The sequence below is a fragment of the Bradyrhizobium ferriligni genome, assembly GCF_056837965.1.
The window spans coordinates 15,080-29,209 of record NZ_JBXEJO010000002.1 but is presented as its reverse complement, the minus strand read 5'-3'; the positions used below and the strand labels follow the sequence as shown (position 1 = coordinate 29,209).

Annotated in this window: 16 protein-coding genes; 6 read left to right on the top strand and 10 right to left on the bottom strand. The window is 65.2% G+C overall.

The features are described 5' to 3' along the window. Positions 1-3 precede the first annotated feature (3 nt). Positions 4-936 carry a GNAT family N-acetyltransferase gene (locus tag AC1VNY_RS01190; RefSeq protein ID WP_482403792.1) on the top strand — a complete coding sequence of 311 codons (933 nt, stop codon included), beginning with the start codon at positions 4-6 and terminating at the stop codon, positions 934-936. 171 nt (positions 937-1,107) lie between these two features. Here the strand turns inward: AC1VNY_RS01190 and AC1VNY_RS01185 are convergent, their stop codons facing one another. The 3 genes from AC1VNY_RS01185 to AC1VNY_RS01175 form a co-directional block, all read right to left on the bottom strand. Then, a complete protein-coding gene (locus AC1VNY_RS01185; protein ID WP_482403791.1) occupies positions 1,108-2,364 on the bottom strand; it encodes an aminopeptidase in 1,257 nt (418 codons plus the stop codon). Between the two features lie 113 nt (positions 2,365-2,477). Then, positions 2,478-3,839 carry a class-II fumarase/aspartase family protein gene (locus AC1VNY_RS01180; protein ID WP_482403790.1) on the bottom strand — a complete coding sequence of 454 codons (1,362 nt, stop codon included), beginning with the start codon at positions 3,837-3,839 and terminating at the stop codon, positions 2,478-2,480. Between the two features lie 60 nt (positions 3,840-3,899). After that, positions 3,900-4,289, bottom strand: coding sequence for a carboxymuconolactone decarboxylase family protein (locus AC1VNY_RS01175; protein WP_051002989.1), 390 nt, complete (start codon positions 4,287-4,289; stop codon positions 3,900-3,902). Positions 4,290-4,425: 136 nt separating this feature from the next. Here AC1VNY_RS01175 and AC1VNY_RS01170 point away from each other — a divergent pair, with 136 nt between their 5' ends. Genes AC1VNY_RS01170 through AC1VNY_RS01155 form a run of 4 tightly spaced genes read left to right on the top strand, consistent with a single transcriptional unit; the run spans position 4,426 to position 8,031 of the window. After that, positions 4,426-5,385 carry a Bug family tripartite tricarboxylate transporter substrate binding protein gene (locus AC1VNY_RS01170; RefSeq protein ID WP_482403789.1) on the top strand — a complete coding sequence of 320 codons (960 nt, stop codon included), beginning with the start codon at positions 4,426-4,428 and terminating at the stop codon, positions 5,383-5,385. A 19-nt stretch (positions 5,386-5,404) separates the two neighbouring features. Continuing rightward, on the top strand, positions 5,405-6,292 hold the full coding sequence (locus AC1VNY_RS01165) for an NAD(P)-dependent oxidoreductase (protein ID WP_482403788.1): 888 nt from the start codon (positions 5,405-5,407) through the stop codon (positions 6,290-6,292). Continuing rightward, positions 6,289-7,269 carry a Gfo/Idh/MocA family protein gene (locus AC1VNY_RS01160; RefSeq protein ID WP_482403787.1) on the top strand — a complete coding sequence of 327 codons (981 nt, stop codon included), beginning with the start codon at positions 6,289-6,291 and terminating at the stop codon, positions 7,267-7,269. Before AC1VNY_RS01165 ends, AC1VNY_RS01160 begins: the two co-directional genes overlap by 4 nt. A 6-nt stretch (positions 7,270-7,275) precedes the next feature. Further along, positions 7,276-8,031: a GntR family transcriptional regulator gene (locus AC1VNY_RS01155; RefSeq protein WP_018269133.1), complete on the top strand. Its 756-nt coding sequence runs from the start codon at positions 7,276-7,278 to the stop codon at positions 8,029-8,031. Here AC1VNY_RS01155 and AC1VNY_RS01150 read toward each other — a convergent pair. Continuing rightward, the gene (locus AC1VNY_RS01150) at positions 8,028-8,156 is read right to left on the bottom strand and encodes a hypothetical protein (protein ID WP_016847287.1); all 129 of its coding nucleotides are present in this window, start codon (positions 8,154-8,156) and stop codon (positions 8,028-8,030) included. The two genes, AC1VNY_RS01155 and AC1VNY_RS01150, sit on opposite strands and share 4 nt — an antisense overlap. Before the next feature lie 387 nt (positions 8,157-8,543). On the opposite strand from AC1VNY_RS01150, the gene AC1VNY_RS01145 reads away from it, so the two are divergent. Then, a complete protein-coding gene (locus tag AC1VNY_RS01145; protein WP_162832420.1) occupies positions 8,544-8,720 on the top strand; it encodes a hypothetical protein in 177 nt (58 codons plus the stop codon). Between the two features lie 282 nt (positions 8,721-9,002). On the opposite strand, the gene AC1VNY_RS01140 is transcribed toward AC1VNY_RS01145, so the two are convergent. From AC1VNY_RS01140 to AC1VNY_RS01115, 6 genes are all read right to left on the bottom strand, one after another. Next, entirely contained in the window at positions 9,003-9,458 is a 456-nt protein-coding gene (locus AC1VNY_RS01140) for a hypothetical protein (protein ID WP_482403786.1), read from the bottom strand. A gap of 139 nt (positions 9,459-9,597) precedes the next feature. Further along, positions 9,598-10,515, bottom strand: coding sequence for a DMT family transporter (locus AC1VNY_RS01135; protein ID WP_482403785.1), 918 nt, complete (start codon positions 10,513-10,515; stop codon positions 9,598-9,600). 154 nt (positions 10,516-10,669) lie between these two features. After that, on the bottom strand, positions 10,670-10,936 hold the full coding sequence (locus tag AC1VNY_RS01130) for a hypothetical protein (RefSeq protein ID WP_482403784.1): 267 nt from the start codon (positions 10,934-10,936) through the stop codon (positions 10,670-10,672). Between the two features lie 287 nt (positions 10,937-11,223). Further along, entirely contained in the window at positions 11,224-11,718 is a 495-nt protein-coding gene (locus AC1VNY_RS01125) for a hypothetical protein (RefSeq protein WP_482403783.1), read from the bottom strand. 84 nt (positions 11,719-11,802) lie between these two features. Continuing rightward, positions 11,803-12,918 (bottom strand): DUF937 domain-containing protein, encoded by a 1,116-nt coding sequence (locus tag AC1VNY_RS01120; RefSeq protein ID WP_482403782.1) that lies wholly within the window; start codon positions 12,916-12,918, stop codon positions 11,803-11,805. Positions 12,919-13,275: 357 nt separating this feature from the next. Beyond that, complete coding sequence (locus AC1VNY_RS01115; protein ID WP_411782297.1) at positions 13,276-14,046, bottom strand: SDR family NAD(P)-dependent oxidoreductase; 771 nt, start codon at positions 14,044-14,046, stop codon at positions 13,276-13,278. Positions 14,047-14,130: the final 84 nt, after the last annotated feature.

The following is a 14,130-nucleotide window of genomic DNA, read 5'->3' as shown; positions in this document are numbered from 1 at the left end:
CTCATGGATGACGGCATCACCATCCGGCCGCTTCGAGAGGCTGATGCGGAAGCGGTGGTCGAACTTTACGCAAAGGCAGCCGCGGTGGAACCGCGGCTAGGCCCTGTCACGCTGCCGCAATGGGACCAGTTCCTGAAGCTGCCGCAGAACCGCGGCGGGCGGGGCTTTCGTGTTGCCGAGCGCGATGGCGTGCTCGTCGGCCTCGCCGAGTCCTCGTTGCGCGACCAGGGCGCGCATCACACTCGATTCCTCAAGATCGTCGTGGCGCCCGAGATGCGCCGCCGCCGGATTGGCCTCGCGCTGTTCGACGAGATGCTTGCGATCGACGCCGATCCCGATCTCACCGTTCAGACGCTGGTGAGCAGCGACTGGCCGGCCGGAATGGCCTTCGTGGCTGCCTTCGGCTTTGTTCATGTCGAATCCGAGATCGGGATGAAGTGCGTCGAGCCGTTGCAGCCGGCGCGCACGCTCGCGGCCGCGCGCGCCACCATCGAGCAGGTCAGCGACGTCACCGCCTGCGCGGGCGAGGTCGCGCGCATCCACAATGCCGCCTATGCCTCGGACGCCGCCTTCCGCCTGTACTCGCCGGAGGAGATGGCGCAGGTCCTGACCGAGAGCGAAGTCTGGATTGCGTCGGAGGATGGACAGATGTCGGGCTTCTGCCTGACCGAGCCGGAGCGGAACTCGATGTGGATCGAGTCGGTCGCCGTCGACCCGGTGCGGCAGGGGCGCGGACTCGGCCAGCTGCTGGTGTATCGCGTGCTGGCTGCACACGACGTCTCGATCGAACACCCCTGCTGGCTCAACGTCTCGAGCCGCAACGCTCCCGCGCTGAAGATCTATCGCCGGCTCGGCTTCCGGCCGCAGCACGAGACCTGCCGCTTCAGCGCCCCGCGAGGCGAACTGATTGCTGCGCGGGAGCGGCGGTTTCAGTAGGCTACCCTGGATACAAATCTTTCCCCGTCACCCTGAGGTGCGAGCGGAGCGAGCCTCGAAGGGCGAACGGCCGAAGTCTCTCCGCGCACGCGATATCCGGGCCGTCCATCCTTCGAGGCGCGCAAGGGCGCGCACCTCAGGATGACGGGATTAGGCAGGGTGGGCCGCGCCTTACGCCCACTCGCCTTTCCGAAACACCGGCACGCTGCGGCCGTCGGCGTGGATGCCGTCGATGTCGGTGTGCGCGGAGCCGATCATCCAGTCGATATGGATCAGGCTCTTGTTGCCGCCCTGCTCGGCGATCTGCTGCGGCGTCAGCTTGTCGCCATTAACGAAGCATTTCGAGTAGCACTGGCCAAGCGCGATGTGCGAGGCGGCATTCTCGTCGAACAGCGTGTTGAAGAACAGCAGCCCACTCTTCGAAATCGGCGAGGAATGCGGCACCAGCGCAACCTCGCCGAGGCGGCGCGCGCCCTCGTCGGTGTCGAGCACCTTCTTCAGCACTTCCTCGCCGCGCGAGGCCTTGGCCTCGACGATGCGGCCTTCCTCGAACTTGACCGAGATATTGTCGATCAGCGTGCCCTGATAGGACAGCGGCTTGGAGCTGACGACGTGGCCCGAGACGCGGCGGCAGTGCGGCGTGGTGAAGACTTCCTCGGTCGGGATGTTGGCATTGCAGACGATGCCGTTCTTGGCGGTCGACGCACCGCCCTCCCATTCATGACCGTCGGCGAGGCCGATCGTGAGGTCCATACCGGGTCCGGAATATTTCAGCGCGTGGAAGCGCTGGCCGTTCAGCCATTCGGTCCGCTCGCGCAGCTTCGCATTGTGCTTTGCCCAGGCGGCGACGGCGCCATCCTGATCGACCCGGGAGGCGGAGAAGATCGCATCGGCAAGCCTGGCCACCGCGACGTCCTCGGCATCGTCGGGGAACACCTGCTTGGCCCAGGACGTGCTCGGATAGGCGATGATGTTCCAGTTGGTGTCGAAATTGACGATCTTCTCCAGTGCAGGCTGGTAGGCGATCGAATTGGCCTTGCTGGCGCGCGCCACCTTGGCCGGGTCTTCGCCCGACAACAGCATCGGGTTGTCGCCGACGATCGCAAGCCGCGCGGTGTTGGCGCCGAACGCCTTCGCCATGCCCTCATAGAGCCAGCTTGCGGCACGATCGAAACTCGCGTCGTTGCCGTAGCGATAGCGCGCCAGCGTGAGCTCTTCGTCCGAGAAGAACGGGGTCACGAGGCCTGCACCGGCCTTGTAGGCATGCTCCACCACCCGCCGTACCAGCGGCATCGCCGCGGCAGGCGCCGTCAGCAAGAGATCCTGGCCCGGCTGCAGCTGCAGGCCGACCTTGATCGCGACTTCGGCGAGCCGATCGAGTTTCACGGGATCGATCGAGGCGGAAAGGTTGCGTTGATGTGCGGTCATGAAGCGCCGTGTCGTTTGAGGAACTCTCGGGATTCGTAGTCCAATTCGATCCGCGTCCGCAAGGTTCCTGCCCGTCGCACTCGATCACGCGACGGCGAGCAATTGCTCGAGTTTTACCGCTTCACCGAGGCCAGCACCCGGTCGACCATCTCGGGCGCGAGGCCGAGATAGTTTTTCGGCGCGGTGAGGCGGTCGATCGTCGCCCGATCGATCCGGCTGGCAACGCGATCATCCGCGGCCAGCGCCTCGGCCAGCGTCAGGCCCTTGTCGTTGGCGACGCGGCAGGCGTCATAAACCACGTCATGCGCCTCCTGCCGGCCGATCGCGGGCGCAAGGCCCATCATCACGGCTTCGGCCACGATCAGCCCGCGGCTGATGTCGAGATTGTCGGCCATCCGCTGCTCGTCGACGATCAGGCCGCCAAGCGCGAACCTCGCCTGGTGCAGGGCGCCCGCGGTCAGCACGAAGCTTTCCGGGATCGCCATCCATTCGGCGTGCCACGGACCGGTGGCGCGCTCGAAATCCTGCACCATCGCATCCAGCATCAGGCCGGCATGCTGGCGCACCGCCTTGGCGGCGGCGAGCATCAGCTCCGACGAGATCGGGTTGCGCTTCTGCGGCATGGTCGAGGACGCGCCGCGCCCCTTCACGAACGGCTCGTAGACCTCGGCGAACTCGGTCGACGCCATGATCATGATGTCGAGCGCGATCTTGCCGAGCGTTCCCGTGACCAGCGCGAGGAAGTTTACCGCTTCCGCCAACCCGTCGCGGGCAACATGCCAGGTGGAGACGGGCACACCGAGCCCGAGCTCTTCGCACAGCGCCTGCTGGACCTCGAAACCCTTGTCGCCGAGCGAGGCCAGCGTGCCGGCGGCGCCGGCGAACTGGCCGACCAGCACGCGCGGCTTCAGCTCGACGAGCCGCGCGGCATGGCGATCGAAGGCGGCGAGCCAGATCGCGGTCTTGTAGCCGAAGGTCACCGGCAGCGCCTGCTGCAGATGGGTGCGGCCGGCCATCGGCGTGTCGCGGTATTTGTTCGAGAGATCGGCGAGGATGCCGCGCAGCGCAGCAATGTCGTCCTCGATGATCTTCAATCCGTCGCGTAGTTGCAGCACCACGGCAGTGTCCATGATGTCCTGCGTGGTCGCGCCCCAATGGACATAGCGGCCGGCCTCGCCGCACTGCTTCGCCATCTGATGCACCAGCGGCAGGATCGGGTAGCCGACCACGTCGGTCTCCTGCCGCAGCAGATCGAAATCGAGCGCGGCAACATCGGTCCGTTTTGCGATCTCCGCAGCGGCTTCAGTAGGAATCACGCCGCAGCACGCTTCGGCCTTCGCCAGCGCGACTTCGACTTCGGCGTAGCGCTCGATCAGCCGCAGGTCGGAAAACACCTCGCGCATCTCGCGCGTGCCGAAGGCATCGCGAAACAATACGGAATCGAGCACGGTGGTCGAGGTCGGGAAGGCGGACATGGGCAGATCCTGTTGCCGGTCGCGGTCGGCAACGTCCCTATCACGGCGCAGGCCAGTGCCCTACCCCTCAGGCGGCACCTCGCCGAACACCTCGGCTGCGATCTTGCTGGTCTCGATCGCGGCCGGAATGCCGCAATACATCGCGACCAGCAGCAGCACGTCCTGCACCTGCGCGGCGGTGCAGCCATTGGCCAGCGCGCCCTTGGCATGGACGCGGAACTCGGCCGGCTTGCTGCTTGCCGCGGTGATGCCGAGCATCACGAGGCTGCGGATCTGGTCGGACAGCCCGCTGCGCTCCCAGACGTCGCCATAGACATAGGCATTGATGATGTCTTGCAGCGGCGTGCCAAAATCGCCGGCAGCGGCCATCCGCTTGGCGACGTCGACCTCGCCGAACATCTTCTGGCGCCGGCGCAGTCCGCGCGCATGGAGATCGCTGATGTCCACCATCGTCGTCGGGCTCCCTGAATGGACTATTTATACGGATAAATATGACATACCTTAACATTCAGATCGGCCTGACGCTTGCCTTTTTGATGTATTTGTCCGTATAAATTTACAAAAGCAAACACGGGAGGGGACCGGGATGAAGTTACGGCTGGGACTGCTCGTCGTCCTGCTTGCGACGCTTCCGGTCCTGCCGGCTTTCGCCGCCGACGATTTTCCGCAACGGCCGCTCAAGATCATCGTGCCCTTCCCGGCCGGCGCCGGTCCCGACAATGTCGCACGGCTGGTCGGCCAGCATCTGCAGGACGCGTTCGGCCAGACCGTGCTGATCGAGAACCGCGCCGGCGCGCTCGGCAGCATCGGCGCCCAGGAGGTCGCCCGCAGCGCGCCCGACGGCTACACGCTGTTGATGGGCACCAACACCACCCATGCCAGCAACGTCGCGACACTGAAAAGCCTGCCCTACGACCCGGTGAAGGACTTTGCGCCGGTGATCCGCACCACCACGACGGCGATGGTGCTGCTGGTCAATCCGAAGCTCGCGGCCAGGGACCTGCCGCAGTTCCTCAGCTACGCCAAGGCCAATCCCAATTTGACCGCGGGCTACGGCTCCGGAGCCTCGCAGATCTCGATCGCCCAGCTGCAATCGCGCGGCGGCCTGTCGCTGATCGCGGCGTCTTACCGCGGCGTCCCGCAGGCAATGACCGACGTGATGGCGGGGGTGATCGATCTCACCTTCGGCGACTTCTCGGTCGCGATCCCGCAGATGCAGGGCGGCACCTTGCGCGGGATCGCCGTGACGTCGGCGACCCGCAACGAGCTGACGCCCGGCCTGCCGGCGCTCGCCGAAGCGATGCCGGGCTTCGAGGCCACGATCTGGTACGGCCTGTTCGCCCCCGCCGGCACGCCGGAACCGGTGGTCGGCAAGCTCTACGCCGAGTGTGCGAAATACCTCGCGATGCCGGAGACGAGGAAGAAGCTCGCCGATGTCGGCGTGATGGTGGCGCCGCTGGCGCCGGCCGAGTTCGGCGCCTTCGTCAGGAGCGAGGTCGTGCGCTGGTCGGCGGAGGTCAAGGCGGCCGGCATCCAGCCGCAATAGAGCGAGGCGGCGTCGCATCATGGCTCGCGAGACACCTGTTGGCATGATTGGCCTCGGGCTGATGGGATCGGCGCTCTCCGCGCGGCTGATCGACGCCGGCATCGGGGTGATCGGCTTCGACATCGACGCCGCGAAGACCGATGGCCTGAGAGCCAGCGGCGCCGAGTTCGCGGCGTTCGCCGCCGACGTCGCGGTGCGCTGCCGGACCATCGTCATCGCGGTGTATGACGCGGCCCAGGTCAGGACGTTGCTGCCGGACCTCGCCAACGCGACGCCGCCGCCGCGCGTCATCTGCGCCACCACCTGCGCACCGGGCGAGATCGTGGCAATCGCCGAATTCGCCTCCCGTTCGCGCCTCGCCTTTATCGAAGTGCCGATCTCGGGGACCAGCGCCGAGGTCCGTGCGGGCACGGCCACCGCGCTGGTCGCCGGCGATGCCGACGTCATCGACGCCGCCGCGTCGACGCTCGATATTCTCTGCCCGCAGCGGGTCAATATCGGCGCGGTCGGCAATGCCAGCCGCACCAAGCTCGCCATCAACCTGATCCTGCAGAACAACCGCGCCGCGCTGGCCGAGGGCATCGCCTTTGCCGAAAGCCTCGGCCTCGACGGCGCGGCGTTCCTTGCGACCGCGCGACAATCGGCGGCATATTCTGCCGTGATGGACAGCAAGGGGCCGAAGATGCTGGCGCGGGATTTCTCGCCGCAATCGCATATCGCGCAGACCTTGAAGGATGCCGAACTGATCCTGCAGGAGGCCGGTCGACACGGCCTGCCCTTGCCGCTGACCTCGGTGCAGGCCGGGTTGCTGCGCGCGGCGATCGCGCTTCAAGGGCCGGACAACGACAGCGCCGCGGTTATCGAGGCGATCCGGGCCGGCCGCGGCCACGGTGAGGGACAGTCATGATCAACTGTGCGATCGCGGGCCTCGGTCGATGGGGCCGCGCGCTGGTCGGGGCCGCGCGCAACGAGCCGCGGCTCAGGATCGTCCGCGCGGTGGAACCCGACGCCAACGGCGCCGCCAGCTTTTGCGAGACGCACGGCCTCTCCGTCGCGGCGAGCCTGGACGATGTCCTCGCCGACCCTCGCATCGATGCCGTGCTGCTGGCGACGCCGCATTCGCTGCACAAGGGCCAGGTGATCGCGGCAGCCGGCGCCGGTAAGCAGGTGTTTTGCGAGAAGCCGCTGGCGCTTCGGCGCGCCGATGCCGCAGAGATGTTCGCGGCGTGCCGCAGCGCCGGTGTGGTGCTCGCGGTCGGGCATAACCGCCGGTTCTGGCCGTCGATGCGGGCGCTGCGCGCGATCACAGCCAGCGGCGAGCTCGGCACCGTCCTGCATGTCGAGGGCCACAACAGCAACGAGAACTCGCAGACCATCACGCAGGGCTGGCGGCTGTCGCCCGAGGAATCGCCGGGCGGCGGCCTGACCGGCGCGGGGCTGCATGTGCTCGACGGCTTCGTCAGCCTCCTTGGTCCTGCCCGACAAGTTTATGCCCGGTTGAGTGCGCGCGAGGCGGGACCGCCGCCGCTCGACACTGCAACCTTGGCGATTGAATTTGTGAATGGCGTGAGCGCAACCCTTGCGACAATTCGCGCAACACCGTTCTATTGGCGCGTGCATGTGTTCGGAACGAAGGGATCCGCCGAGGTGCTCGACGAACAGACGATGGTGCTGCGGAAATCCGGCGAGGCGCCTGCGATCACGCGCTATCCGGCGATCGACACCCTCACCGCGGAACTTGCGGCCTTTGCCGACGCTGTCGAAGGCAAGCAGCCGTTCCCGGTGCCTGAAGCGGACGTGCTGGCGACGCTCGCCGCGTCCGAGGCCGCGCTGCAGTCGATGTCGTCCGGACATCCGGTTGCCTGCCATATGGCATGCCAGTGATCTGCCATGTCTGAACAACCGGACAGGGCGAGATCGTCCCGCTATCGCGACATCGCCACCGGGCTGCAGAAGGACATCCGGCTCGGCACCTACGCGGTCGGCAATCTGCTGCCGACCGAAACCGAGCTGATGGCGAGCTACCAGGCCAGCCGGCAGACCGTGCGCGAGGCGCTGCGCATCCTGATCGACCAGGGCCTGATCGTGCGCCGCGCCGGCCTCGGCTCGGTGGTGATCGCATCCGAGCCGCCGGTGCTGTTCACCCACAGCGTCAAGTCGCTCGGCGAGTGGCTGCGCTATTCCAACGAGACCTACCGCGAGGTCGTGGCCAGCAGCGACATCGTGGCCGACCGCAAGCTGGCCGGGCTTTTGAAATGCGAGCCCGGCAAGAGCTGGTTCCTGATCGAGGCGGTGCGCCGCTCCGACCAGTTCGCCGCGCCGCTCGGCTGGGCCGAAATCTACGTGCTGCGCCGGTTCGCCGATGTCGTGACCCGCAGCGACCACGGCCGCACCCCGGTGCACGAGCAGATCGCCAGGATGTACGGCCAGGTCACCGAGCGCGCGCAGATGGAAATCTTCGTGCGGGGCATGCCGGCGCCGATCGCCAGGGCGCTCGGCGTCAAGACCGGCTCGCCGGCGCTCACCGTGGTACGCCGCTACTACGGCCAGCGCGAGGAACTGTTCGAGGTCACCATCACCACGCACCCCGAAGGGCGCTACACCTACACGATGGATATGCAGCGCTCGCTGCGCCCGAAGCTCTAGCGCACCCGGGCCAGATGGGTGCTGGCAGAGGTATGTGCCGTCTGCGGGGTGCCGCTCACGCCCCAGATCGCGACCGCGATCAGCGCGGCCGCCCAGACATAAGGCACAGCATTCAACTTCTTCATTTCCGGGATCATCCCCAACGTCTCAAGAGGACCGACTGACCTTGCGACCCGGGTCGTGAATCTCACCACCGCGGTCCTCAGCGTCTCACCAGGCAGCCGTCCTTCACAACGCTACTAAGGTTAGACCTTGTCGGTTTCAGGACGCCTTCGTGCGAATCCGGAAATGATTTCGTCGGAACCGGGCTCTCTCATCCCAATTGATGAGACGGCGGGCCGAAGCGGTTCGGCTCCATTCGAGGCAACACTTAAGAGAATTTTCTGCCCAAATTTGAGTCAGACGCACAGCAAACCTTCCAAAGATACGCCCACTGAATTCTTTTTGATTGTCGCCCCGACTCCCGCCGTGCCATCAGGGCCTGTGACACTGCGATGACAAGGGTTTCTCCCGTGACTGCCGAACCGGCCAAACCGCAAGGCGACTCCCGTCGCCGCTCCAAGGAAACCCAGGACGAGGTCGCGCGGTCGCTGGAACGGGAATTGAAGCTGCTGACGGAAGAGCGCCAGGAGCGCGCACTCCGGTTCGGCCTCGACATTGCGGGCAAGACGCCGAAGGTGGACCAGTAGGCTCCGCTGCGCACCACCCCGGGGCGCACAATTTCCGCAGCACTGTTGATTCGCGCGGCCGTCGAGCATGGCCGATGCGCGTGCGGGCGTGCGCCGGTCGTGATTTCCTGAGATCATGCCGGCGAGGTCGCGGCGCGGGCACGACGCCTTCTGCACTATTGCAACGACCAGTCCCAGCTACGACGTCCGCCGCGGCGTATGGGTCCCGGCCTTCGCCGGGACGACGCGAAGGAAGCCGACCTTCACGTGCCCGAAATGGACAGAGACGCGGCCGCGCGTGAGCTATTGCGCGCCCGGCGCTTCAGCATCGGCCTTCACGTCGCGGCCGAAGCGACACCGTCGAGTCCGATCGGTCCCGCCAGTGTCGTGACCGGCTTTGCCGGATCCGGCGTCGCCGTTTCCAGTTCGTAGTGCGCGGGCTGATCCGTCAGATGCAGCGTCAGTGCCCGCAAGTTGAAGCCATTGGCCGGGAAGCGCCAAGTCTTGCCGGAGATGGCGGCGGCCGTCTCGGGCACGGCACCAACGGCCGACGGCTTTTTCGGTTGCGATATCGCGCAGCGCGCTCGCGAGCTGATTGCCGCCGACGGAGTTCACCGGCAGCGCCGTATCGGATTTGACCGCGCCTGAAATCTCGTCGGCCATTCTGCCGAACGAGCAGTAGTCGCGCGCGGTCACGACCGTGACGATGTCGAGCGCGGGAAACAGCATGACGAGCTGGCAGCGGTCGCCGACCGCCATGAAAACCTGCCGCTGCGGCATCACCCAGAAGAAATTGGCGTAGCGTAACGATGGATCGAACGAGGCGTGCATGTCCGTCGTCGCGTGCCTGATGCGGTCGTCGCCGCGACCGCGCGCCAATCAGGATGGGGCACGCCGTCTAGCGCTGCCGCTGCGCGAGATAGAATCCGGCCAACACGGCGGCCAATCCGGCCGCCTGCAGCGTGGTCGGTGGCTCGCCGATCAGGAGCCATCCCAACAGCAGGGTCAACACCGGCACGGTCGCAGGAAATACGGCTGCGCGGGCAACGCCGAGGCGCTGGATCGACACCGCGAACAAATACATCGCCGCGGGCCCGGCCAGGATGCCCTGGGCGATGGCCTGTAGCGCGTTTTCAGGCAGCCCGATGGCCGCATCGCGAGCGAGCCCACCCGAAGCGGCATACAGTGGAAACAGCGAGAGCGACAGCACGCTGATGACGCTGGCCACCGAGAACGCCGAGACACGCCAATGGCGCACCAGCGTGGCGAAGCCCGCGAACATCAAGCCGGTCGCAACGAAGATCAGGTCGCCCATCACGGCGCTCGGCCCCATATGGCCGATCGACTCGCTGCCGATCACGGCAAGGCCGACGACGATGACGACAGCGCCGGCTGCCCGCGAGAGCGAGACCGATTCCTTCAGCAAGACGACCGCGAGAAACAATCCACCCAGCGTCGCGCAGGACGGTTGGATCACGCTGCCATGCCCCAGCGGCACGAACATGAAGCCGGCATAGCTGATCAGCGACATCACCGGCCCACCCAGCAGCATCAGCGCCATGCCGCGGCCCCAGCCGATGCCGCAGAGATCGCGAAGGCCGGCGCGCACAACGAGCGGCAGGAAGGCGATGCCCGACCACAGGAAGCGATGCATCAGCAGGTCGACCGGCGTGAACCCGACCTTCAGGCCGTGCCGGGTCGCCACGAAGCCGAGCGCCCAGCACAGCGCCGCACCGAGGCCGCAGGCGACCCCGAGCAGGATGGCTTTCGTATCCGGAAGGGCTGCGGCCTTGGCGCCGGCCGTGCGTTCGCTCATCGCGAACGACTACGTGAGCTGCCGAGACGGATCAACCCACCGATACGCACGGCTGGTTGGCGCAAGCTTGCCGGAGTCCGCTTTGTCCAAAGGGCGACCTTGCGGGCCGATTTACCCTGAGCGAAGCTGACCTTTCACAGACAAGAAATGGGACTTACTTCCGCGGCTCGACCACCGTTTTTGTCGATCCATCCGGTGCTGGCTGCATTCCCGGTGGGCTTTGACCCTGCGGGCTTTCCGGCGGCGCACCACCCGATTTTGTTTCAAGCGGCCCGGTCCAACCTTGTGGCTGCAATTGACCTTTTTCTTCCGGTGCCGAGCGTCCAGTTGCCGTGTTCATGTCCTTCTCGGGATCGGCCTGGGCTATCGCAAATCCACACGACAACGCCCAGCCGATCGCCGTCATCAGAATGATCCTCATTCCGACCTCCCTTGGCTCATCGTAGCAAACAGGCTGGACCGGCTTCAGTTCCTTGCCGAAGGAGGCGGCCAAAACTGGCGGCAAACGATGCCGCTATGGGTCAAAAGCCGACATCATGCTGTACCGCGCGACGTTCGCTGCTCGGATCAATTGCGGACACGCGATCAACTCTATCGCCTCGGCCGCGCGCGCGAGCAACGACCGTCGGCGCGGCCGTTGTCCTGTCATCGCCGCCCAAGTCAGGTATGATGGCGCTATCACGAGGGGGACCGTCCGCCCGATCGAGGCTAGATACCAAGCACGCTGGAGATTTCGCCAAGCGTTGCCTTCTCGGCGTTGCTGACCTGAACGCCTCCGCCGAACAAACCTCCGCCCTCTGATGCAGCCTCAGCCGTCTTTTGGCTGATTTGATGCAGCCAGCGCTTGAAAGCTGCCGCATCACCCGGAGCCTTTGCGGAAAGAAGAGCCGTAACCTCCCGCAATGAGGCGATCGCCTTGTCCTTGATCTCAGCCGGTTTGCTGTTGGCATATTCTGCCTTCAAGCCGTCGTGAGCCGCGGCACGACCATCGCTTTTCTGGAAGTCGGCCGCCACAGCCTTTACCAAAGGATTGGCGTTAGCGTCGGTAACCGCCTGAGCGAGCGCCGCGCCGCCGGCGAACGATTCCTTCAAGAGACCGAACAGTCCGCTCGGCTCGGCGGCCGTGATCGCCATTCCCGCGTTCATGGGGCTCCTCAAGAGGAGTGCCCATTCATCCTTGGTGAAATTGGTCTTGTCGGTCATAGGTTACTCTCCCTGATGCAGGCGGCGGACGCGGCCAGGCACGTCGCGCCGCCGCAAGTGATGACAGATCGTAGAACGCAACGGTCAGGCTTTCGCCAGCACATCGAGCTTGGTACGAAGGATGTCAATCGCGGGCTTTGCTGCCGCTCCGGCGCCGGGCGTCGACAGTACCTTGTCGCACATCTGATTGATCGTCGGCGTCGCCGCAGCGATCAGCTTGGCAAGCGCGCTTCGTGCATCCGGAGAAAGCTTTGTCGTCCGCGCCGCGACGCCATCCAGCTGCGCGATGGCGTCGTTGAGCTTCGGCAGGGCCGCTTGGGCGCTGGCGCCATCGGTGATCGTTGGCAGTGCAGCTTTCAACGTGTTGATGGAAGAGTTGATCTGGCTCGTCAGATTCACCCCGTCAACGGTGATGTCTGCGGGCGCCATGCCCACAGTTCCGGTTGATTGCCGTGTGACGGTGGAACTGTCAGCGGCCGTCTGCTCGGTCGGGCTCTGAAGCGCATACCAGCCAAGGCCGCCAAGGACGACCAGCGCAGCCACCAAAAACGGCCACCGCGCGCTGCCGGCTGTTGCGCCGGAGACGACGCGTTCGGAAGTGCTGGCAATCCGGCTTCCCGCTCCGGCGGCCGCGGCCGCCCCGCTGCGCACACCCGCACCGGCCTTTTCGATCAGGCCTGCGGCGCCAAGTTGATCGGCAAGTCCCGACGGGATTGCCGCCATGATCTCCTCCTTCTGCGAATGCAGAAGCGATGCGAGTCCGTTTGCGTTGAGCCCGGCATCGCGCTGCTGCTGACCGAGGACACCCACCACGAGTGGACCGATCACGGAGAGTAACGACTTGCCTCCGCTATCGCCCGTCCCTGCGAATCTGCCGATCACCTGAGCCATGGTGTCCATGGTTCGACCGCCAAACAGTCCGGACAACATGTTGGAGCCGTTCTCGGCCAGTGCCTGAGCACCGGAGTTGCGCAGCAGGTCGAGGGGATTTCCACCTTGCTGCTGTGACAGAACTTTCGACAGTTGGTTGGCGCCTGACGGGGTTCCGACCAGATCGGACAGACCAGCCAGGATGGTAGGGATTGTCGCTCCCGCGGCCTTCAGGGCCGCGCTTCGGTCGATGCCAAGAAAGGACGCGATCTGCGCGATGACCTCGGGGGTGAGAAGTTGGGTCACAACTGAATTGAGATTGACGGCCATGCGATTTCTCCATTGAGTTGCAAGATGAGCCCGTCGGTTAGCCCCCTATATCCGCAAGCCTGGTGGGACAATCGTCGATAGATCCAGGCGTCGACCTATCGCCCCGAGTAGAGATTGCATTCGTCGCCTGGAGCCTTGATCCAGATCAACACGTTCCGGTGAGGATCAGAAACGGACATCGCCGACCTATCGGGCGTTGGCCTACTCTGCTACCGAAACCGAGATTACGACGATGACCCCTGATGTCAGCAACGGGTCAAAGCCGACGCATTCCGCGCCGCAGCCATATCCGCTTCGGTCGTCGCGTTCACGCCGCGACGACGACTATCGCTCTTCTCTTGAAAATTCTTTAGACGATCAGGCCGCGCTGTAGCCGCCGTCGACCACGTGCGATGCGCCTGTCATGAACGACGCCTTGTCCGAGCACATCCAGACCACGGCTTCGGCGATTTCCTCGGGCACGCCGAGGCGACGGACCGGTACCTTGGCGATGATCTCGTCGTAACGTTCGTCCATCGTCTCCCTGGTCATCGGCGTCTTGATGTATCCGGGATTGACGCAATTCACACGGATGCCGTCCTGGGCATATTCGATCGCGGCAGACTTGGTCAGCCCGACGACACCATGCTTGGTCGCGACATAGTGGCCGGACGTCGCGAGACCGACCAGGCCTGCGATCGAGGCCGTGTTGACGATAGCGCCGCCACCGCCCTGTTTGAGCATTTGCGCGATCTCGTATTTCAGGCACAGGAATACGCCCATCAGATTCACCGAGAACATCTTGGCCACCGAGGCCTGCGTGAGTTCATGAATGCGCTGGCCGGGCGGGCCGACGGAGCGCCCGGCGACGCCGGCATTGTTGAACGCGCAATCGATGCGCCCGAACGCCGAAACCGTGCGCGCCACCATGTTCGCGACATCGGCCTCGTCGGTGACATCGCCCTGGATCGCGATAGACTGGCCGCCGGCGGCATTGATCAGCGCGACCGTCTCGTCGATGCCATCCTTCGAGAGGTCCGACACCGCCACACGCGCACCTTCACGCGCCATTGCGATCGCCGTCGCCCGGCCGATGCCGGAGCCGCCGCCCGTCACCAATGCAGCCTTGCCGTCCAGAATGCCCGCCATGAGAAACTCCTCTAAAGCGCGACGCGATCGAATCGAATCGTCATCGCGCGTTTTTTTGAGCACGATCTCCGCGCAAACGCGGTA